Source organism: Geomonas ferrireducens, from assembly GCF_004917065.1.
In the GTDB taxonomy this organism is placed as follows: domain Bacteria; phylum Desulfobacterota; class Desulfuromonadia; order Geobacterales; family Geobacteraceae; genus Geomonas; species Geomonas ferrireducens.
In genome coordinates this window covers 923075-944377 of record NZ_SSYA01000002.1, presented here as the reverse complement: position 1 = coordinate 944377, position 21303 = coordinate 923075, and the positions used below count along the sequence as shown (strand labels likewise).

Sequence of the window (21303 nt, the reverse complement as noted above, 5' to 3'; positions counted from 1 at the left end):
CAATCTGGAGCCTGGATGAGACTGTCCGTAGTAATACCTGTCTACAACGAGAAAGACACCATCAAGCTGATTCACGAAGCTGTCAGGAAAATTGACATTGTTTCCGAAATCATCGTGGTCGACGACGGTTCGACGGACGGAACCGGGGCGATCGTGCAGGGACTGGCGGACAAAATGACCCGCGTTCTGCTGCACGAACGGAACATGGGTAAAGGCGCCGCCCTAAGGACCGGCTTTCGCCATGCCACAGGGGACATCGTCATAGTTCAGGACGCGGACCTCGAATACGATCCTGCGCAGTATCCGAAACTGATACTCCCCATACTCGATGGGAAGGCCGACGTCGTGTACGGCTCACGCTTCGTGTCCGGAGACTACCGCCGGGTGCTGTATTTTTGGCACATGGTGGGCAACTCATTCCTGACCCTCCTTTCCAACATGCTGACCAATCTCAACCTTACCGATATGGAGACCTGCTACAAGGCCTTCAGAAAAGAGGTTCTCGACCAGGTTGTCATTGAGGAAAGCCGCTTCGGGTTCGAGCCCGAGATAACGGCAAAGCTCTCCAAACTGGGCATCCGGATCTATGAAACCGGCATCTCCTACTCAGGGAGAACTTACCACGAAGGGAAGAAAATCGGATGGAAGGACGGTTTTTCCGCCCTCAGATGCATTCTTAAATACAACCTTTTCAGATGATGTCACATTCATGCGGCGAAGGCCGTTGCAGGTGCACATGAAATACGGTGCCTTTTTCCGAACAAGCCGGCTTGGCGCGCTTCTCATCGCAGCTTTGTGTTTCACCGTCAGCTATAGGTCGGCGGGTGTAGGGCAGGTGCTGCATAACCTTTCCACGCCCCGTTGCGGTGAGACGGAGGTGTTGCCGCCTGAAGCTCTCTCCGTGTTGGATTGGGTGAGGCGAAGCGGGGCGAAATCCATCACTTTGTCAAAGCCCCTTTCCGATAACAGGTTCCTCGCACAACCCATCACCGAAAGCATTTACCCGGCGGTGGTCACGGATGACGGTGAACTTTACGTTTCATCTCTCGCAGAACCTCTACCGGCCGGCTGTGTATCACAGAAGGAAACGAAAAGGATTCGCATTGCCAGCTGCCGTTAGCCTCATGCTTCCATACCTGCTCGGACTCGGTGCATCACTCTTTCTCATATGTAGGGGGGGGGAGACGGATGCCTCTTCTTCGGACGGTTCCGCCCAGCAAAAACTTGCCACGGCGCTGATGTTCGGAGTTTTGATAAATCATTTCCTCGTCCTGCTGCTGTCAGACCTTAAATCAGCAACCATGGCGGGCTGCTTTCTTTCCGTTGCCGCCTTGCTCGCCCTTGCCTTTAAAAAAAGCGGGGTGCCTATGGTTGCCGTCCGTTGGCTGGTCCCGACCTTGGCACTCTATCTCGGCTGTTGCTATCTTGTCGTATGCGATCCTGTCTCGGGGTGGGACGCCAGGTCCATCTGGTTCTTCCACGCGAAGATGATCTTCTACAACCGTTCAGTGGAAGCGGGAGGAGACTGGACCCTCCCGTCCATCGCCTTTTCCCACACGGACTACCCCCTGCTTTTCCCCATTCTCGCTGCCCAGATCGCTTCGGTTGCCGGGTACTGGAACGAATATCTCCCCAAGATGGGCCTTGTCGCGCTTCTTTTGCCGGCCATGCTGTTGTTCCTGTCTATTCTAGGCGGGAAGTGGTGGCACGTGATCTTCATCTCCCTTCCGCTGTTATTCCTGGGACCGTGGCTCACCAATGGCTATATGGACGGATATGTAGCCCTTTACGCCGGTTTCGGCTGTTTCTTTCTCGGGCGATGGCTTGACCGTTGGGGCCGGCTTGACCTCATTTCGGGCGTCCTCGCTGCCGGGATCGTACTGGGCTTGAAAAACGAGGGGATGCTTTATGTACTGGTTGTGACAGTCTTAGTCTGCTGTTTTCTGCTCCTGAAAAGGGGACGGCTCTCACCCCCCGGCATGATGAGATGGTGGGAGGGCAGTTCGATTCTATTTGTCATAGCGTCGGGATGGATACTTTGGGAAAAGCAAAAGCATCTTTTCCATCTGAAGAACGATCTCCAACTCGGCCTGGGATCGTTGGTGACCGCTCAGCACCGCTTGTCGAACGGTGCACTTCCGGTTATTTTGAAACACCTTTACGTCACAGACAACGTCAACCTGAGTCTCGGTATCTTCCTCCTCGCCCTGGTTTACAAGGTTGCTAAAAAGGAGCACCTGGGGTGTGGAGGGCCGTTTTGCATGCTTTCCGCACTGATCTATTTCTGCGGGATCGTGGCGATATACCTTGCGACCCCTTTCGATCTGATGTCCTTCCATCTCCCAACCGGCGACAGGACAATGCTCCCCGTTCACATCATGCTGCTTGCCGCTGCTTTCTCGCTGTTCACAGACCGCCATGTGGGGACCATAGAGAACACCGTGCAGGTCCGGGGTTAGGATACTACAGCGTTCATCTGCCTCTCAAAAGTTTTGCAACTTCGCCTTTCTTGACCTGCATCAAGCTACCCGGCTGTTGCCGGGTTTACACTCCGGCTATGGTGTGATCAAGAGAAAGGCCAACGAAAGCTGCAAGGAGAGGTAACTGATGTCCAGACTGATCGATGAGTTGAAAAAGGACCACGTGCAAATCGAGGAGATGCTCAATCGCGTGAAGGATACCACCATCACGAACAAAGAAGCGCACAGGATCCTCGTTGCGGCGCAGAACACGCTGCTCGCCCACTTGAGGAAGGAAGATGCGCAGCTCTATCCGGTGCTGAACCGTGCCTCACAGACAGACCAGGCACTAAAGCGCACCGTGGACTTCTACGCGAAGGACATGGACGAGATCTCTAGCAACGCCATCGCGTTTTTCAAAAAGTATGCGGCAGACGATGCGCAGATCGACATAGAGTTCGCGAGAGCGCTCGGGCGTCTCTTTGCGACCATCTCCAGGCGACTGCGCAGCGAGGAGAACACCCTTTACGCAGCCTATGACAAACTGAGCCCGGTTTGAGGACCGCCTCACTCCGAACCGGAAAGTCTGATCGGTTCCGGTTCGGAGTAAAACGCTTCCGGCTCGAAGTCAATTGGTCCTTCGCTGACCAGTTGCTCCGTGCAATGTTTCACAAGTCTTTGACTGACGGACCTAGGTGTCTGAAGGCGGGAAGTGACGCCTTTACAAGGCGGAGACGATCAGGTATGTTGTGTCGCTTAAATAACCAGCGACAGCCGTAGCGGCCGTCCGAGGAGTGTTTTCCGTGGGGATTTTTGACGCGATCATACTTGGCATCGTGGAAGGGCTTAGCGAGTTTCTTCCGATTTCATCAACTGGTCATCTCATCCTGGCTTCCGCGCTTTTGAAACTGCCGCAAACCGATGCTCACAAGGTATTCGAGGTGGTCATCCAACTCGGGGCGATGCTCGCCGTCGTCGAGGTGTACCGAAAACAGCTCTTCGCCCGCCCGGAACTGCTCAAGAAGCTTTGCTGGGCATTCCTGCCGACCGGCACCATTGGGTTTCTCCTTTACAAACTGGTCAAGTCTTTCTTCCAGCCCTCCCTGGTGAGCTACATGCTCATCGCTGGCGGCGTCGCCTTCATCGTCATTGAGCTCTGGATGAAGGACCGCCCGGCCACGACCCATACCCTTGACGAAGTCAGCTACCGGCAGGCCTTCATCATCGGCCTCGTGCAGTGTCTCTCCATGGTCCCCGGTGTATCGCGATCAGGCGCCACCATCATCGGCGGGCTTGTCTGCGGGCTCGACCGCAAGGACGCCGCCGAATTTTCCTTTCTCCTCGCGCTTCCCACCATGTTCGCCGCCACCTGCTACGACATATACAAGAACCACTCAGTGTTTCACATGGGGGACTGGCAGAACATCGCCGTCGGGTTCGTCGTTTCGTTCATCTTCGGCGTGATCGGCATCAAGGCGCTCCTCAAGTTCGTCACCAGCCACACCTTCATCCCCTTTGGCATCTACCGCATCGCCGCCGGCGTCATCTTCCTGGTTTTCATGTTTTAGATTTTGGGTTTAAACCAACAACAGCTTGAACCCGGCGATGGTGAGTACGAGCGATAGGACCCGCATGATGGTGGGGACGGGGAGGTGGCGGCTACCCAGCAGGGACCCGATGGCGCCGCCCAGAAGGGCGCTTCCCGCCATGAGCGGAGCGTAGCTCGGTATCGCCTGTACGCCGCTCAGGTGCCCGAGTAGTCCGGCGCAGGAGTTCACCAGGATGAACAGGGCGGCAACCGCTGATACCTCCCGCAGTTCGCCCCATTTGCAGAGCAGCAGAAGGGGACTCAGGAAAATGCCGCCGCCGACTCCGGTCAGCCCGGAGAGAAGCCCGAGCGCGGCCCCGATGACGAGAGCGACCGGCAGGGACGGGGGAGTGGTGCGGACTGGGGCGGCGTTTTTCTGCAGCAAAAGACGCGACGCCGACAGGAGCAGCACCACCCCGACCAGCGGCCGGTAGATGTGGGCGGGGAGGGTGAGGTATCCGCCGAGGAAACTGAACGGGATCGAGGTCGCGGCGAAGGGCCAGAAAAGCCGCCACGAGAAATGCCCGGCGCGGAAAAACGACCACGTGGTGATTCCGGCGACCAGCAGGTTCAGGGTGAGAGCGGTCGGCTTGAAGACCTCGGGCGACACGCTGAACAAAGCGAGTACCGCGATGTATCCGGACGCGCCGCCGTGGCCGACGCAGGAGTACAGAAGCGCCACCAGCAGCGTACAGAAAAGCATCGGTATGAGAAGTTGCAGGATCATGTAACCCTCCGGCGGGCGGCGGGGGGACGGCTCCGTGGCCGTCGCCCCGCCCCAACTCTGCTGGAGACACCGGGGAAAGATACCACGCTTCCCCGTTCCCTTCACAGCGCTTAACTCAACAAGGCATCTCGGCGTTTTTCCGCGAATAACAGTACCAGGTGAGAGCCAGGCAGCTCAGGTAAAAGGCCAGAAAGCCGTACAGGGCCAGATGCGGGGCTCCGGTGTGGGTTATCGAGCTTCCGAAGGCCTTGGGTATGAAGAAGGCCCCGTAGGCTGCGAACGCCGAGCTGAAGCCTAAAACCGCCGCCGCTTCTTTGCCCGCCTCGGCCGTCGCCTGGGCCTGCGCTTTCGGGCCGCCATCCTGCGCGGCGCGCTGGCGCTCGGTCAAGAAGATAACCGGTATCATCCTGAATGTGGAACCGTTGCCGATCCCGGTGGTGATGAACATCAGGATGAACATGGCGAGAAAGCCCCAGAAATTGCCGGCGTTTCCCTGGCTTGGGAGGTAGTACAGCACGCCGACGGCGGCCGCCGCCATGGCGATGAAGTTCCAGAAGGTGACCCGCGCGCCGCCCAGCTTGTCGGAGATCCAGCCGCCGACCGGACGGAACAGGGCGCCCAGCAGCGGGCCGATGAAGGCGTATTGGGTCGGGCTGACCGCTGGGAACTGGGATTTGATCAAGAGCGGCAGACCGGCCGAGTAGCCGATGAAGGAGCCGAAGGTGCCGAGGTAGAGCCAGCACATGATCCAGTTGTGCTTGCGCTTGAAGATGACCGACTGCTCCTTGAAGGACGCCTTCGCATCGGCGATATCGTTCATGCCGAACCAGGCGGCGAGGGTGGCGAGCACGATGAAGGGGACCCAGATGAAGCCGGCGTTCTGCATCCATACCGACTCCGCCGTCCCCTTGATGACGCAAAGCTGGGGGTTGCCGCAGAGCGCACGGAAGGTACCGGTTGTGATGACGATCGGTACCAGGAACTGCATGGCGCTGACGCCCAGGTTGCCGAGCCCCGCGTTCAGGCCGAGGGCGGTTCCCTTCAGCGATTTCGGGAAGAAAAAGCTGATGTTGGACATGCTAGACGCGAAGTTTCCCCCTCCCAGGCCGCAGAGAAAGGCGAGCAGCAGCATGGTCGTGTAGCTCGTGCTCGGGTCGCGCACGGCGAAGCCGATGCCGACCGCGGGGATGAGAAGTGAAGCGGTGCTGATCGTGGTCCAGGTCCTGCCGCCGAAGATGGGGACCATGAAAGAGTAGAAGATCCTCAGGGTGGCGCCGGAGAGTCCCGGAAGCGCCGCCAGCCAGAAAAGTTTATCCGCGTCGAAGGCGAAACCGATCGACTGCAGGTTAACCACCACCACGCTCCAGACCATCCATACCGCGAACGAGATGAACAGGGCGGGGATCGAGATCCACAGGTTTCGATAGGCGACCGCCTTGCCCTGATCCTCCCAGAATGTTGCATCCTCCGGGCTCCATACTGCCAATACTCGTGACGACATCTACCCTCCTGTAAATTATTAAATAGTTATTTCGATCGCCAGCGGTACAGAAGCGGCGGGTCCTTCAGGAAATCTACGGGGAGGTAGAGCATGTGCACGAGTTTCGTGAACGGAAGCACCGCGACGATCAGGAAGGCGCAGGCGGCGTGCAGCTTGAACACGAGCGGCAGGTCGGCAACGTACTCGATCTGCGGGCGGAACGAGACGATCGACCAGAGGTAGGGGACCGCGGTGTACAGGTACCACTGCGAGCCCCAGCGCATGAAGTAGCCGATGTAGATCCCGGTACCCGCCTGGAAGGCGAGCAGGTATAGCACGAGCCAGTCCGAACTGAAGGTGACCCGCTTCAGCATCCCCGAGTTCACGCGCCTCAGCAAAAGAAGCAGCACGCCGAAAAAGGCGAAAGCGCCTAGCCCGAAGAGGACGCTTTCCGTCGCGAAAAGGGTCTGCTGGTTGCCGAGGACCCCCTTGAAAAAACCGGGGAAGGCGAAGCCTACGACATGGGCCAAGAGGATCGGGAGGATGCCGTAGTGCCACGGGTTGATCCCCCAGTAGAGGAATTTTCGCTCGAGAAACTGCGTCGAGTAGGCCGACCAGGTGAGCCGGTTGCTCAAAAAGCGGTACGGCGTTACCAGGAGCACCAGCGCGAGCGCGGCGTAGGGGAGCGCTATGAAGATCAGATCGTTCAGCATGAGGGAACCTCCCGGCAGTCCGCGCTGCAAAGGAGCTCGGCCGCCTCGACCAGGGTTAACCATGGGGACGTGTCGCGCGGGGCCTGGGCCCCGAGCAGCTTGTTGATGCCGGGTAGCACCAGTTTCGCGATGAACTCGCGGCGCGCTTCATCCTCCCCGTGCCGTGCCAGATGCGAGAGGAAGGAGAGAAGCACCGCCAGGTGGTCCGGGAGTTCCTCTTCGGGAGCGACGAAGCCGTGTCGTGCGTACTCCTGTTTCACCTGGATCATGTATCCACCCTTTTTCTGGTTGTCGCCGTACAGGTGATGCCCCAGGTAGGGCGCAGCCGCCGGGTTGAAGTCGAAGCGGGCGACGTACTCTTCCTGCAGTTTTTCCAGCGTCGATCCGGTCACCAGCTCGCCGAAAAGGTTCAGCCGTGACTGGATCTCGTTTTGCCGCAGGTAGCCAGCGACATTGGCGAAGGATGCCTGCAGCTCCTCCCTTTGCTTTGGATACTCGAACAGTCTCGCCAGGGCGTCATAGCTCTGCTGAATGCTCATTTGCCGCCCCTCCTGGTCTTCTTAAGGATGCCGAAGCCTCCCTCCTGCCTGCGTTTCTCCGGATCGTTCTCCTCGCGCTGCTGCGGCGGGATCACGTTGCGCTCGTTGTAGCCCGCGATGGTGAAGAGCCGGTACAGCCTCTTTGCCGCCGCTTCGTCGAGCCCCGCGTCTGCAAGGAGCTCCGGGTCGGCCGGGAGCCCGAGGTTTTCCGCCCGCATCTGCACCCTGATCGCGATCAGCTTTTTAAGTGCCTCCTCGATCACGGCGTGGTTCCCACCGGAAAGAAGGCTCGCCAGGTAACCGATGGGGACCCTTAAGGTCTCGAGCGCCGGGATCATGCCGTGCTCCAGGAGCTTGTGGGTATCGCCCCAGGTGGAAAGGACCGGGGAGAGGGAAGGGATGTAGTACGCCATCGGGAGCGTCCTGAATTCCGGGTGCAGCGGGAGGGCAACGCGGAACTCCTTCACCAGCGCGTAGACCGGGGAGGCGGCAGCGGCGTCCAGCCACTGGTCGGAGATGCCGTTCTCCTTGGCCTGTCTGCAGACCTCCGGGTCGCGCGGGTCGAGGATCACGTCGCGGTGCGCCTCGACGAGTTCGGCATCTCCCTTCAGCGCCGCCGCCTCGACGGCTTTCGCGTCGTAAAGGAGCACGCCCACGTAGCGGATGCGTCCGACGCAGCTGTGGGCGCAGGCGTTGCACTGCCCACCCTCGACGCGGGGGTAGCAGAAGATGCACTTCTCGGCCTTGCCGGTACTCCAGTTGAAGTAGACCTTCTTGTACGGGCAGGCGCTGGTGCAGAAGCGCCACCCCTTGCACACCTCCTGGTCGACGAGGACGATGCCGTCTTCGCCGCGCTTGTAGAGGGCGCGCGACGGGCAGGAGGCGACGCAGGCCGGGTTCAGGCAGTGGTTGCAGATGCGCGGCAGGTACTGCATGAACATCGAATCGTAGGACTCGATCACCTTCTTGTCTTTGAGGTTCAGGTCCTTGGCCGCGTAGACCTGTGAGCCGGAGAGGTCGTCGTCCCAGTTGGGGCCTCCCTGGATCTCCTCGATCTTCTTCCCGGAGATCTGGGAGAAGGCCTCTGCCACCGGCTGGTCCTTCGACTCCTTGGCTCCAGCCAAGTTCCCGTAATCGAAGTCGAAGGGCTCGTAGTAGTCCTCGATCTTCGGCATGTTGGGCTGGAAGAACATGTTGGCGAGGGTGGGGCCCTTGCCCATGGCCTTCAGCTTCAGCTTCTTGCCGTCGACCACCCAGCCCCCTTTGAAGCGCTCCTGGTCCTCCCACTGCCGCGGGTAACCGACGCCGGGCTTGGTCTCGACGTTGTTCCACCACATGTATTCGGCGCCCTTCCTGTCGGTCCAGATGTTCTTGCAGGAAATGGAACAGGTGTGGCAGCCGATGCACTTGTCCAGGTTGAACACCATGACTATTTGGGCTCTAACATCCATTTATGGCTCCTTGATCCTATTTCAGTTTCCTGACCACCACGTAACTGTCGCGGTTCACGCCGGTTGGGCCCCAGTAGTTGAAGTAGTAGCTGAACTGCGCGTACCCACCGAGCATCAGGGTCGGCTTCAGGCGGATGCGGGAGAGGCTGTTGTGAACGCCGCCCCTTTTCCCGCTTTTCTTCGACTTCTTGATGTTCAGGGTCCGCTCCGGTGCGTGGTACATGATCGCTGCGCCGCGCGGTATGCGGGACGAGACGATGGAGCGGCAGACGACCGCGCCGTTTGCGTTGTACACCTCGATGGTCTCGTTGTCTTCGATACCGGCACCGGCCGCGTCCAGATGGTTCAGCCATATCGCCTGCCCGCCGCGGGAGAGGGTGAGCATCCTCAGGTTGTCGCTGTAGGTGGAGTGGATGCCCCATTTCCCGTGCGGGGTGAGGAAGTTCAGCACGAGCCCCTGTTCCCCCTCGGTCTCGTCCAGAAGCGCCGGGTTCAGTTTCCCCTTGAAGGTCGGGAGCCCCTCGTGGAACTCACGGTAGTACGGGTGATCCAGGTAGAGCGATTGACGCCCGGTCAGGGTGCGCCAGGGGACCTCGTGCTCGACGTTCAGCGTGAACGGCGCGTACGGGCGACCGCCGTTCACGAGCCCGCTCCAGATCGGGGAGTTCAGCACCCGGCGCGGTTTCTGGGTCACGTCCTCCCATTTGATCCGCACATCGCGCGACCCTTCGGCTAGCTGCGCGAGCGGCTTGCCGACCCTCTTCTCCAGGTTGCGGTAGGCGCGGTGCGCTAGTTCCCCGTTGGTCTCGGGGGCAAGCGACAGGATCACGTCCGCCACCACCTTCTCGTCGGCGATGTCGATGAAGCTCTTGCCGTTCCAGCTACGGTTGGGAAGGGTTTCCCGCAGTTTCTCGTGTTCGTCATTGGCGTCGTAGTAGTTTCCGTGCGAACCGAGGTGCCCGATCTCGGGCCCTACCGAAAGGTAGCGGTTGTAGAGGTTCACGTAGTCCCGCTCGACGATGGCGAGGTTGGGCATGGTCTTGCCCGGCACCGGCTCACACTCGCCGAGTTTCCAGTCCTTTACCGTGCGCTGTGCGATCTCGCCCGGGGTGTCGTGCAAAAGCGGTGCGGCGATCACGTCGCGTACCGGCTCGGGGAGGTGCGTCGCGGCGAGTTCGCTCACCTTCTTGGCGATCATGGTGAAGATCTTCCAGTCCGACTTGGATTCCCAGGAAGGGGGGACCGCCGCGTCCATGCAGTTCACGAAGGAGTGCATGTCGGTGGTGTTCAGGTCACTCTTCTCGTACCAGGTCGCCGCCGGAAGGACGATGTCCGAGTACATGGTCGAGGTGTCCATCCTGAAGTTGAGATCGACGACGAGGTCGACCTTCCCCTCGGGGGCCTTTTCGTGCCAGACGATGTCCTGCACCTCGCCCTTGGCGGCCTCGCGCGCGGTGCAGCTCGCGTTCGGGGCGCCGAGCACGTGCTTCAGGAAGAACTCGTGCCCCTTGGCGCTTGCCGAGATCGCGTTGCCGCGCCAGATGAACCACACCTTGGGGCAGTTCCCCTCGGCGTCCGGGTCCTCGATGGCGAAGCGGGTGGTGCCGCTTTTAAGGCGCTGCACGAGCCACGCGCGCGTCGCCGCGTCGTCCTCGCACCCCGCCTCCTTCGCCTGTTTCATGAGCGAAAGGGGGTTCTCGTTGAAATGCGGGGCGAAGGGGAGCCAGCCAAGCCGCACCGCTTTCGCGTTGAAGTCCGCGGCGTGCACCGGCATTTTCTCGCCGGTCTCCGGCTTGAAGTAATCCACGAAGCTGCGGTCGTAGCGCCACTGGTCCGAGTGCATGTACCAAAAGCTCGGGGTGTTCTGCAGACGGGAACCCTTGATCCAGTCGTGCGCCATGGCGATGGAGGTCCAGGGGGAGAGCGGTTGGACCTTCTCCTGCCCGACGTAATGGGCAAGGCCTGCGCCGTTTCTCCCGACGCTCCCGGTCAGGATGAGGGCGGTGATCGCGGCGCGATAGATGAGGTCTTGGTGGTACCAGTGGTTCACGCCAGCGCCGATGATGACCATGTTGCGCCCGTTGCTCTTCTCGCCGTTCTCGCCCCATTCGCGTGCGATCTTCAGAACCGTCTCGGCGTCGATGCCGGTGTGCTTTTCCTGCCATTTCGGGGTGAAGGGAAGCTCGGAATGGTACCCGGCCGGGTAGTCACCGGAAAGGCCGCGGGAGACGCCGAACTGCGCCATCAAAAGGTCGAAGACCGTGGTGACCACGATCTCGCCCTTGTCGGTGGTGACGCGCTGCACCGGGACCTCGCGGACCGCATCGGTTTCCCCCTCGAAACGGAAGAGGACCCTGCGGGTCTCCCCCCCAAGGAAGGTGAGGGCTGGGTTGATCGCGCCGCCGTCCACCACGTCCTTCATCTCGAGGTTCCAGTTTCCCTCCTGTTTGCTCCAGCGCGTGCCGAGGCTCCCGTTGGGGACTCGCACCGAGCCGTCCTGATCCGCAACGCACAGGCACCATTCCGCATGTTCGAGGTTTGCCGAGCGCTCGAACTGGGCGGCGCGCACCAGTTCACCCTGGCGCCAGACGCCGTCCTGTTCCGTTAGCTGCACGAGGAAAGGGAAATCGGTGTACTTGGTGACGTAGTCTTTGAAGAAGGGGACCTCGCGCTCGGCGTAGAACTCCTTGAGGAGCACGTGGTTCACCGCCATCCAGAAGGCGCCGTCGTGCCCCTGTTCCACCGGGAGCCAGGCGTCGGCGAACTTGGTCGCTATGGAGAAGTCCGGCGACATCACCACCACCTTGGTGCCGCGGTAGCGCGCCTCGGTCAGGTAGTGGGCGTCCGGGGTGCGGGTCATCGGGACGTTGGAGCCGCAAAGGACGATGTAGGAGGCGTTGTACCAGTCCGCCGACTCATTCACGTCAGTCTGCTCGCCCCAGACCTGTGGGGAGGCGGGGGGAAGGTCGCAGTACCAGTCGTAGAAGCTCATGGCGACGCCGCCGAAGAGCTGCAGGAAGCGCGTTCCCGCCGCATAGCTGATCATCGACATGGCGGGAATGGGGGAAAATCCGACGACGCGGTCCGGGCCGTGCTTCTTCGCGGTGTAGATGTTGGAGGCGGCGATGATCTCGGTCACGGTATCCCAGTCGCCGCGCCTGAAACCACCCATGCCGCGCTGTCCGGTGTAGGATGCGCGTTTCTCCTTGTCCTCGACGATGCTCGCCCAGGCGTCCACCGGGTCTGCGTGGAGCTTTCTCGCCTCGATCCAGCGATCGAGCAGCGCGCCGCGCAAGTAGGGGTGCTTAACCCTCAGCGGGCTGTAGAGGTACCAGGAGAAGGTGATGCCGCGCGTGCATCCGCGTGGCTCGTGGTTCGGGATGGTGCCGTCGAACTGCGGGTAGTCGTTCGCCTGCAGCTCCCAGCCGACGATGCCGTCCTTCACGTGCACCATCCAGCTACAGCCGCCGGTACAGTTGACGCCGTGGGTGCTGCGCACCACCTTGTCGTACTGGTGGCGGTTGCGGTAGAACTCCTCCCATTGCCGGTTTTGCGGGGAACGTTCGTCCTTGATCCTGTCGTGTGACATTATTTGTATCTCCTCTTGAAGGCGAGCGCGGCGATAAGGCAGAAGGCAAAGAAGCCAAGGCCGGCAATGGGGTAGGGATCACTTTGGGCCTGCTTTCGGGCGGAGGCGTCCTTGAAAAGCGCGGTGAGCGCGGTCGCCTCATCCTCGGTCAGCGGGCGGTCCGCGTAGATCTTTTTCATCACAGGGAAGTTGAGGCTTTTCAGCACGCCGCGCACGCTGTTCTCGCCCATCTTGCTGTAGAGACCGGTAAGGTCGGCGGCAAGGGCTCCGCTGTGGATCCCGGGATAGTCGAAGTGATGGCAGGAGACGCAAGGGGCGCCCCCTTTGGCGAAGCGCTGTTTTCCGGTGAAGAGGTCCCGTCCCGTCGCGAGGAGCTCCTTGGTGACCACGACCTCGGCAGGCGGGGCGGCCTTGGTTTCCGCCGGAGCGGAAGCACTACCTGGCGCAGCGGAACCCGCAGCGGCGCCCGGCGCGGGAGCGCCGCCACCCAGGAAGGCGACGATCTTCTCGGCATCCGGGCGGCTCACCCCGAGGCCCGGCATCTCCATGCCGTACTTTTTCACGAGCTCGGCCTGAGCCGGGTCCTTCGATGCGGTGAGCTTCGCCGGGTCGGTGATGATCTGCACCAGCCAATCGGAGGAGTGCTTGGCACCCACCCCTTTGAGATCGGGGCCGGCCCCGTCACCGCCGCCGATACTGTGACAGGAGGCACACATCTTGTCGAAAAGGTCCTTGCCCGCATCGGCGCGAACGGTTCCCGAGGCGAAAAGCACCAATGTCATCGACAAAATCAAACGGCCGAGTTTTGAAAAGGCAGGCTGCATGGATTTTCTCCTTGTGCTTCCAGGTTGGTTGTACGGGGAGGGGCTCTTGAGGAAGCCTTCGGCCCGGTAGTGTAAAGGTTTCGGAGCAAGACGACTCTAGAACACTATTCTGTCGATAATTTTGACCTAGATCAAAAAAAGCGATAAGGCTGCATTCCTGCGCTTCGCGGACTGAGGCGATACCGCGAGCAAGACCGATCCTGGGAAAAATGTAGCAGGGGACATTTAGTTAATTAGGCCTGGAAGGATCGGGTGCTAATTATAACAAGATGAAGAGGATTTGCAGGTTGAAGCGGAAAAATGGAGGCGGCCGTCGTTCACGTAGCGACGGTCGCCTCGGAAAGGGGAGGGGAGCTCTGGATGGGAGAGACGGAACGGTCCGGGTTACTCCTGCAACAGGCCCATCTCGAAATTGCGGTCGAGCAGCATGACCTCCACCTCGTTGCCGGGCTCAATCCTGGATTCCGGCGCGAGCTTCATGAGGCCGTTGCCCAGGGTGAGTGAGGAAAGACGCCCCGAGCTTTGGTTCCCGGTGGTGGAGACGAGATAACGCCCGTCGCACTTCGACACTATGCCGCGCACGAGGTGGGGGCGGGTTCCCTTGTTGACCGCAGGCTCCTGCAACTCGGCCAGGACCGTCGGCCGGAACACGCGCCGGTGCCCCATCGCCTTCAAAAGGGAAGGGCGCACGAAAAGCTCGAACGAAACCATGGCCGCCACCGGGTTGCCGGGAAGGGCGAAGACGGGTTTCCCCTGCAGCGTCGCGTAGGCGAGCGGCTTGCCCGGCTTCATGTTCACCTTCCAGAAGTTCACGCTGCCGCCCAACTCCTCGATGGCCGCCTTCACGAAGTCGCGGTCGCCGACCGAGACCCCGCCGGTTATGACAAGGAAGTCCGCGTTGAGCCCCGCTCTTATCTTTTCGCAGGTGGCCTCGAGGTTGTCGGTGGCGATACCGAGGAGCACCGGGTCGCCGCCGGCGTCGAGCACCTGTGCGGCCAGGCTGTAGCTGTTGCTGTTGATGAGTTTGCCCGGTTCGGGCGTGGCCCCGGGCTCGAGAAGTTCGTCGCCGGTGGCGAGGATGGCGACGCGGGTGCGCCGGTACACGGCGAGCGAGGTGTTGCCCATGGCGGATAGCATGCCGATCTCCTGCGGGCGCAAGAGCGAGCCGGTCGGGATGACGACGTCGCCGCGGGAGATGTCCTCGCCGCGCCGGCGGACATGGTCGCCTGCTTTCACCTTGCCTCGGATGACGATGGCGTCGCCGTCCGTTTCCACGTCCTCGATCGGCACCACGGTGTCGCACCCCGGCGGGATCGGGGCACCGGTCATGATGCGCACCGCGCTACCCGGCGGCACCGCCTCGCTGCGCACTTCACCGGCGGGGAGAAAGCCGCAGACGCTCAGCCGGTTGTTCTGGACCGACGAGTGGAGAAAGGCGAAGCCGTCCATCGCCGAGTTGTCCGCGGCGGGGATGTCCCACGGTGCTATGTGATCCTCAGGCGTGATGCGGTTCAGTCCGTGGAAGACGGTCACTTTCTCGATCTCGAGCGGAACGATCTGTTCCAGGATGATCCGCTGTGCTTCTTCGATACTCACCATGGCGACGCTGCCTCCTGAATGTGAATATATGCCTGTTCCTCTGCTTGACACTGCAGCCGGTCACTGTACATTTTGTCGGGATATTCTACCGCTTTCCATGGAGAGTCAAAGTCAAAGTGAAAAAGATTCGTGTTTGTGTCAATGACATGATGCAGAGAGACTACGTCTATTACCGTACCGAGCCGGCTGGTGAGAACTTCAATCCGGAGTTCAAACCCGATCTGACGCCTAAAGAGATGCTGGAGATGGGAGTTTTTGGCGGCAAGTACATGACCGATTGCCGGGATGAGTTTCCCGAGGACTGGTTTGAGAAAGCGAGGCTCTGTCACGAGCGGCATGTGGCTGAGTACAACTTTTTCGGGGTGAATGCATCGAAGCCGCTTTCGTACTGGCGCGAGAAAGGGTGGATCTATAGCGACGACCCGCGCGGCTGGTTTCAGTGGTACTGCCGCTACTATATGGGGCGCAGGTGCCCGGATGACGCGCGGCAGATCAAGCGGTGGAAGGCGATGACGAGGCACATCGCCCAGATCAGGAATAACTGCCCGGAAGGAGTGCTCACCTGCCGCCGCAGGCAGCGCCAGGCGCTTTTGCACTGGGCATACGACAGCAGAAGGTTTTAAGAAGCGAGGTTCTACGTTCTATGTTCTACGTTCTAAGTTAAAGACCAGGCTTCTAACATAGAACATAGAACGTAGAACTTAGAACGGCCTCTTCTTCACACGACCTTTCCTTCCTTCACGTACTCCCTCAATATCGCCCCTTCCAGCCTTTTGAGATCCAGGCGGCGCGACTGGTCGGCCAACACCTCCAGGGCACAGTACTGCATGACGTTCATTATCCCGGCGCCGGAGAGCTCGTACTTCGACGCAATCTGCCGCCAGTCGATTTCGGGTGCGATCTCAACCTGCGGCGGGAAGGCACCGCTCCAGATCCGGTAGCGTTCTTCCGGCCGCGGGATGGGAAAGTGGATGATGGCCTGGAAACGCCGCACGAAGGCCCCGTCAAGCTGGTTGCGCTTGTTGCTTGCGAGGATCACGAGCCCACGGTACTGCTCGATGCGCTGCAACAGGTAGGAGATCTCCTGGTTCGCGAAACGGTCGTGGGCGTCGCGAACGTCGGTCCTCTTGCCGAAGAGGGCATCGGCTTCATCGAAAAAGAGGATCCACTCCTTGTACTCGGCCTTCTCGAACAAAAGGGCCAAGTTCTTCTCGGTCTCCCCGATGTACTTGGAAACCACCCGCGACAGATCGATGCGGAACACGTCCCGTCCGGTGTACTTTCCCAACAGCGTCGCAGTCAGGGTCTTGCCGGTGCCGGGGGGGCCGTGGAAGAAGGCGCGGTAGCCGTGCGCCAGCTTCTTCTTCATCCCCCATTCTTCCATGAGGACGTCCTTGTGCCGGACCCAGCTCTCGATCTCGCGGATCTGGCGCAGCGTGTCCGGGTGCAGCACCAGGTCCTCCCATCCCATCTCCGTCTCGATCGCCTGGGCCGGGAACTCGATGCCGAAGCGCGGCTTTCCCACCGTGCCGAGGGTCACCCATTCCACCAGTTCCGGGTCTATGCAAAGGCGCCCGCTCATCATCGGCTCGCCGGGACGCACCGTGTCGAGCCAGACGACCTTTTTCTTGGCGAACCAGTGCTCCGCGCCGAACATGCGCTGCACCTCGATCCTCTTGCGCACGTCATTGCCTGCGAGGATGAATTGGGCGGTCTCCCCGGTAGGGAGGATGGCCCGGTGATCAGCGCCGCGTGCCCCGCCGAACTCGTGCACCTCGCCACCCTCGGGAAGAAACTGCGCGAGTATCCTGTTGTAGAAGCCGGGGCGCAGGTGGGGTGCCAGCGCCATCATCACCACGGCGAATTCCTCCATGCCCGGGTCCTGGCTCTTTATGAAGAGCTCCAGCGGCGAATCCTCGCTGCAGAACTCGAGCGGAGGCGGCTCGAAGCTTTCGGCCCGCTCAAAACGAAGGGCGAGATAGCCCGTTACCAGCTGCTCGATCCAGTCCAGGGCGAGGCCGAGGTTCGCCGCTTCCGCGCTTGGGTGCTGAGCCTTCCTATCCTTGGACATGAGTCACCGCCCCGGCGGCCTCGAGAAAGGAGAGCGTGAGGTCGGGGTACTCTCCCTGGAAAAAGGAGGCGTCGCCGGAACCTAGCGCCGCGCGCAGGTGGAATGCTTTCTCATCGACGCGGACCACCTGTATGACCGGGTCCGGGGCCGCCGCACTCTTTCTTGCCGCTACCAATTCCTTATCGTTAGCGAGGCGCCGCGCCGTTTCCCGCGCCTTTTCTTCTGAGGCGAAGCTTCCGGCGACCAGGCACGAAAAGGGCTCGAACTTGTAGCTCTCCACTAGCGGCGAATAGTCGTCGATATCGTCGATCCCGAGATATCCCAGCTTCAGCGGTCGTATCGCCACTTGGGCCTTGAAATGAACGGTCACACGCCAGATGAAGTCCCAACTCGACTCCCATCCCCCCTCGGACCAGTACTCGCTGTAGAAGTTGCAGCGGTAAGGCTTTATCGACCACTTGAGCGGAATGGTGCCAATCTCCAGTGTGGAAGCCAGCGCGCTCACGAAGCGCTCCGAGCCGCCTCCGATCTGGTCCGAATCCCCACGCGTCAGAATGCAATCGAGGACCTTGCCGTCCCCGCTTACCGACGGATGCCACAGATACAACATGCTCATGTCCCTTCTCCCGGACCTCTGAATTTGATGGTGACTCGCTTTGAATAACTGTCGGGGAGCTTTGACCCCATAGAACTGTTCTCGCTGTAGGGAACGACCTCCATCCCCTTTATGTCATTGAAGTAATCTAGGCGTTTTTTGTGATAGGTCGTTCTCCCTGTTTCATTCCAGTGCTGGACCACAGCCTGCTTTTTGTGGTCGATGGTGGGGGACTCCTTGTACTTGAGTGTCTTGTCCCACCACTTGTTGTTCCACTTGTAAAGATTGGGCTTGGTCGGGTGTCTCAGCTTTTTGGGATCATTCACCTGGTCGTCGCGCCATTCGTACACGTCGGTGCGGTAGCCCTTGGCGTAGAAGCTGTCGCGGATGTACTCCTTGGTGCTGAATTCCGGCTTGAGTACGTACTGATGCCCCTTGCGCGTAACGTACTGCGACTTGTGCTTTCTGAGACGTTTCTTTTTCGTGCCGCTCTTTGTCGGGTTGACGGTGGCGCGTATGCTGTCGTAGACCTCGTCCTCGTCCGCATCAGCTTCGACCAGTTCGATCAGGATCAGGTGGTACTTCGTCTTTATCGCCGGGAGCGCCTGCTTTATTTCAGCGGCGTCCTTGTTCTCGTCCTCCAGAAGGGCTGTGGCGTCGGCGAGGGCCGCGTCGAGGTCGGCTTGCTTCTGTGCATCGCTTCGCGCGTCCTTTTTTCCCTCCTTGGCGTCCTTGTCGATCCCTTTTCCCTTCAGTTGGACCGGTTTCGCGCTCTTCCCGCCCGCCTTCGGGGTAACCAACCAGTTTTCCCCCTTGGCCTGCACGTCGAAGGTCACCCCCTTCACCGATCCCTTGATCTTGCCGAGTTCCGCATCCAGCATGGCGCGGGTGAAAGGGCCGCCCGACCGGAGCGAGCCCAGGGGCTTCGCTGCAGCCTGGAAGATCTTCGCCGTCTCCTGGTCCTTGGCTGCCTTCGGGTCCGGTTTGGCCGATTTGGTCCCGGCAGGTGGTGTCTTTCCTTTCTTCGTCGGTTTAGCCTCCGGCTTCTTCGGTGCCGGTTTTTTCGGGGGGATGGTGGGGGGCGGGATGCTCCCGTCGTCTTTGAAGGTGCCGCTGCCGCTTCCCTTGGCGCCCGACTTCTCGGGGAGCTTGTCGTCGACCATGCTCGTCATGAACTTGGACGGGTCGAACTCCGGCTTTTTCAGTTCGATCTCCGGGACGGTGCCCGAGCCGAGCACGTACTCCTTCACCACTGCGCTGATGCCGACCGGGTCGGAGAGGGGCCACTGCTTCGAGAAAAGTGGCCAGGTCCAGCGATGGTCCGAGATCGGCGACCACCATGGCGCTTCGAGAGCAATGAAGAAATCGCCGCCGAGGTCGAGCATGGGCTGGGCGACGATGTCCAGCGTGCCGCCGACGTAGAAAACCCCGGGGTCGCGATAGCCGATGGTGGGGCGGGCGTCGGCGTAGGCCATGAGCCCCACGTCCACCTGGATCCCTACGCCGAACTTCAGGTCGTGAGATGCGATCTCGATCCCGGCACCCCCCTCGGCGCGCAGTCTAAGACCGGCATAGGCGGAGATGTTGAAGGAGGCGGAGATCTGGATGAACTTCTGGACCTCCGGGTCGGTCGAGTAGGTCCCCAGGATCTCGATGTTATAGATCTTGGCAGGGCCAAGCCGCGCCAGCGCCCAGAGGCTTATGTTGGCGAAGAGGTTCAGGTTGCCGACCACGGGGATGCCGTAATATGCCTTCGCCTCTAACTTGACGATCTCCCGGTCGAAGTTCTTCTGCGGGAAGAGTGGGATCTCGCCGGGGGGCGCGATCTTGCTCACCACGGTCAACAGGCCGCGGCCGTCTACCACGACCCAGACGGTGCCGGCGAACCACTGGGTAAGATGGAATTGCAACTGCCCCGTGGCGGCGATGGCGCGGTTTTTCTTCTCAGGTTTCGGCGCAGGTATCGGCGGGGGAGGGCCGGTCGCCTCGATGTTCTCCTTGCCTCCTGCCGCGGCGATGGCGTCCTTGGCGAACTTGTTCGCCGAGTCGAGGTCGGTGGCGATGAAAGAGACCTCGCCGGAGAGCTTGTCCGCGTTGTAGGCCGCCTTGCCGCCGATGTCGACGCTGCCGTCCGGCTTGTAGGTGACCGTCGCGGAACCGGAGAAGGACTTGTGGCTGACCGCCAGGGTGAGCTGGCCGGTGAGGGGCCCCTTGGTGTTGTCCACCTTGAGGTCCCCCTTCACCATCCCCTTCACGTCGACGGTGGCGGAGGCGTCTATTTTCGGCTTGGCGACGTTTTCCACCAGGATGTTGAAGTCGGCGTCCAGGAACCCGCCGATTTCCACCTTCAGGTTTTCGACACCCAGGGTGAGCTTTCCCGACTCGAAGGTGTTCTTTGGTTTCGGGAGCCTTTCGACCTTGAGGCCGAGCCCTCCCAGCAGCTCCGCGTTTTTCTGCAGCGCCCGCAGCCAGTCGTTGGTGTCGCCCCCCTTTGGTTTCAGCGACGCGTAGCCGCCGGTCACCTCGTTGTTCTTGATGTTGAAGTTGATGTGCATCCCGCCGATCTGGTCGGTCCACGGGTTTTGCAGGGGCATGGTCCCCTTGCCGACCGAGTCGAGATTCTTCTTGCTGTCCATGCGGACCTTGACCCGTCCCTCGGCGGTCAATCCCTTCACGATCACTCGTACTTCCAGGCCCTTGTACTTGGAAGCCTCGATCTCGTCTTTAACCTTTTGCGAGGGGGCGAAGATGGAGGAGGATAGATCCACCACTTCGGAACTAACCGGACCCGCATCTGCCGCAGGCGCGGCCTTTGGGGGAGCGGGGGTGGGTGCCCGCATGATTCGGGACTCGTCGCGCTTTTCCTTGTGCGGGTTCCCCTGGCGGGCGACCCCCTCGCCCTGTTGTACGGTGTGGGCCAGTTCGTGGGCTAAGAGCCGTTTCCCATCGCTCGTGCCCGGCTGGTAGGCGTCTCGGGAGAAGAAGACGTGGTTTCCATAGGTGAAGGCGCGGGCGGACAGGTCATTCGAGAGCCGGGCGGAGTGCTCGTCGTCATGGACACGGACCGCGCCGAAGTCGCTGCCGAAGCGCGGCTCCATGAAATCCCGCACCTCGCTTGCCAACGGGCGCCCGCCGGATGCCCCGCTTTTAACTGCGGACTGGGTCGCCTCGCCGACCGCAGGAGGGGCACCGGCCTCGGCGCGCTGGACGTTGTCCTTATCCGCCCCCTCCTTGCCGAGCTTTTCGTCCTCCTTGCGTCTCAGCTTCTCTTCGTTCCCCTGCCGGGAAAGACGATCCTGTTCACGCTGGGGCTTGTCATCCTGCTGCTTCTGCAGACGCTCCTCAGTACCCTGTTTCTGAAGGCGTTCCTCCTGCCGCTGCAGGCGCTCGTCAGGAAGCCGCCGTACTTTCTCCTCGTTTCCCTGCTTTTGGAGACGATCTTCCTGGCGCTGGAGAGGCTCCTGTTGCCTGGGGATTTCTTCCTTCGGGCCTCCCGGAGCGGTCATGCGCATGACCTGGTCCGCGGTCCGGTCCGCTTGCTGCTCGAGCTTGTCGCCCGGCTTGCTGACCGTCATCTTCCTCTGCACGGCAGGGGAAAGAAACGGCTCTCTGGCGACTTGAGCCGAAGCGGTCGAAGCAGAGGAAGATTTTTCCGCGCACGATTTCAT

Annotated in this window: 16 protein-coding genes; 5 read left to right on the top strand and 11 right to left on the bottom strand. The window is 60.7% G+C overall.

All coding sequences use genetic code 11. The features are described from left to right. Positions 1-15: 15 nt before the first annotated feature. The 4 genes from E8L22_RS12915 to E8L22_RS12895 all read left to right on the top strand — a co-directional run bounded on the left by E8L22_RS12915 (position 16) and on the right by E8L22_RS12895 (position 4027). Positions 16-699, top strand: coding sequence for a glycosyltransferase family 2 protein (locus E8L22_RS12915; protein WP_136525562.1), 684 nt, complete (start codon positions 16-18; stop codon positions 697-699). A 320-nt stretch (positions 700-1019) separates the two neighbouring features. After that, positions 1020-2459: a hypothetical protein gene (locus E8L22_RS12905; protein WP_246044640.1), complete on the top strand. Its 1440-nt coding sequence runs from the start codon at positions 1020-1022 to the stop codon at positions 2457-2459. A 148-nt stretch (positions 2460-2607) separates the two neighbouring features. After that, positions 2608-3018 (top strand): hemerythrin domain-containing protein, encoded by a 411-nt coding sequence (locus E8L22_RS12900; protein WP_136525559.1) that lies wholly within the window; start codon positions 2608-2610, stop codon positions 3016-3018. A 244-nt stretch (positions 3019-3262) separates the two neighbouring features. Next, positions 3263-4027: an undecaprenyl-diphosphate phosphatase gene (locus tag E8L22_RS12895; protein WP_136525558.1), complete on the top strand. Its 765-nt coding sequence runs from the start codon at positions 3263-3265 to the stop codon at positions 4025-4027. Positions 4028-4036: 9 nt separating this feature from the next. On the opposite strand, the gene E8L22_RS12890 is transcribed toward E8L22_RS12895, so the two are convergent. From E8L22_RS12890 to E8L22_RS12855, 8 genes are all read right to left on the bottom strand, one after another. Further along, positions 4037-4774 (bottom strand): sulfite exporter TauE/SafE family protein, encoded by a 738-nt coding sequence (locus tag E8L22_RS12890; RefSeq protein WP_135869774.1) that lies wholly within the window; start codon positions 4772-4774, stop codon positions 4037-4039. Positions 4775-4889: 115 nt separating this feature from the next. After that, the gene (locus E8L22_RS12885) at positions 4890-6275 is read right to left on the bottom strand and encodes a NarK family nitrate/nitrite MFS transporter (protein ID WP_136525557.1); all 1386 of its coding nucleotides are present in this window, start codon (positions 6273-6275) and stop codon (positions 4890-4892) included. 26 nt (positions 6276-6301) lie between these two features. Further along, complete coding sequence (locus tag E8L22_RS12880; RefSeq protein ID WP_136525556.1) at positions 6302-6967, bottom strand: respiratory nitrate reductase subunit gamma; 666 nt, start codon at positions 6965-6967, stop codon at positions 6302-6304. Continuing rightward, the gene (gene narJ / locus E8L22_RS12875) at positions 6961-7506 is read right to left on the bottom strand and encodes a nitrate reductase molybdenum cofactor assembly chaperone (RefSeq protein ID WP_136525555.1); all 546 of its coding nucleotides are present in this window, start codon (positions 7504-7506) and stop codon (positions 6961-6963) included. The genes E8L22_RS12880 and narJ overlap by 7 nt, the downstream gene beginning before the upstream one ends. Beyond that, the gene (gene narH / locus E8L22_RS12870) at positions 7503-8957 is read right to left on the bottom strand and encodes a nitrate reductase subunit beta (RefSeq protein ID WP_136525554.1); all 1455 of its coding nucleotides are present in this window, start codon (positions 8955-8957) and stop codon (positions 7503-7505) included. The genes narJ and narH overlap by 4 nt, the downstream gene beginning before the upstream one ends. A 16-nt stretch (positions 8958-8973) precedes the next feature. Beyond that, complete coding sequence (locus tag E8L22_RS12865) at positions 8974-12546, bottom strand: nitrate reductase subunit alpha (RefSeq protein WP_136525553.1); 3573 nt, start codon at positions 12544-12546, stop codon at positions 8974-8976. Continuing rightward, a complete protein-coding gene (locus tag E8L22_RS12860) occupies positions 12546-13328 on the bottom strand; it encodes a c-type cytochrome (RefSeq protein ID WP_246044639.1) in 783 nt (260 codons plus the stop codon). The genes E8L22_RS12865 and E8L22_RS12860 overlap by 1 nt, the downstream gene beginning before the upstream one ends. Positions 13329-13754: 426 nt before the next feature. Then, positions 13755-14969, bottom strand: a complete 1215-nt coding sequence (locus tag E8L22_RS12855; RefSeq protein ID WP_136525551.1) for a molybdopterin molybdotransferase MoeA — start codon at positions 14967-14969, stop codon at positions 13755-13757. Between the two features lie 146 nt (positions 14970-15115). Here E8L22_RS12855 and E8L22_RS12850 point away from each other — a divergent pair, with 146 nt between their 5' ends. After that, positions 15116-15592, top strand: coding sequence for a hypothetical protein (locus E8L22_RS12850; RefSeq protein ID WP_246044638.1), 477 nt, complete (start codon positions 15116-15118; stop codon positions 15590-15592). Between the two features lie 95 nt (positions 15593-15687). On the opposite strand, the gene E8L22_RS12845 is transcribed toward E8L22_RS12850, so the two are convergent. The 3 genes from E8L22_RS12845 to E8L22_RS12835 are packed head-to-tail and all read right to left on the bottom strand — an operon-like array spanning position 15688 to position 21303. Continuing rightward, entirely contained in the window at positions 15688-17040 is a 1353-nt protein-coding gene (locus E8L22_RS12845; RefSeq protein WP_136525549.1) for an ATP-binding protein, read from the bottom strand. Then, entirely contained in the window at positions 17027-17656 is a 630-nt protein-coding gene (locus E8L22_RS12840) for a hypothetical protein (protein ID WP_136525548.1), read from the bottom strand. The genes E8L22_RS12845 and E8L22_RS12840 overlap by 14 nt, the downstream gene beginning before the upstream one ends. Continuing rightward, positions 17653-21303: an eCIS core domain-containing protein gene (locus tag E8L22_RS12835; RefSeq protein WP_136525547.1), complete on the bottom strand. Its 3651-nt coding sequence runs from the start codon at positions 21301-21303 to the stop codon at positions 17653-17655. Before E8L22_RS12835 ends, E8L22_RS12840 begins: the two co-directional genes overlap by 4 nt.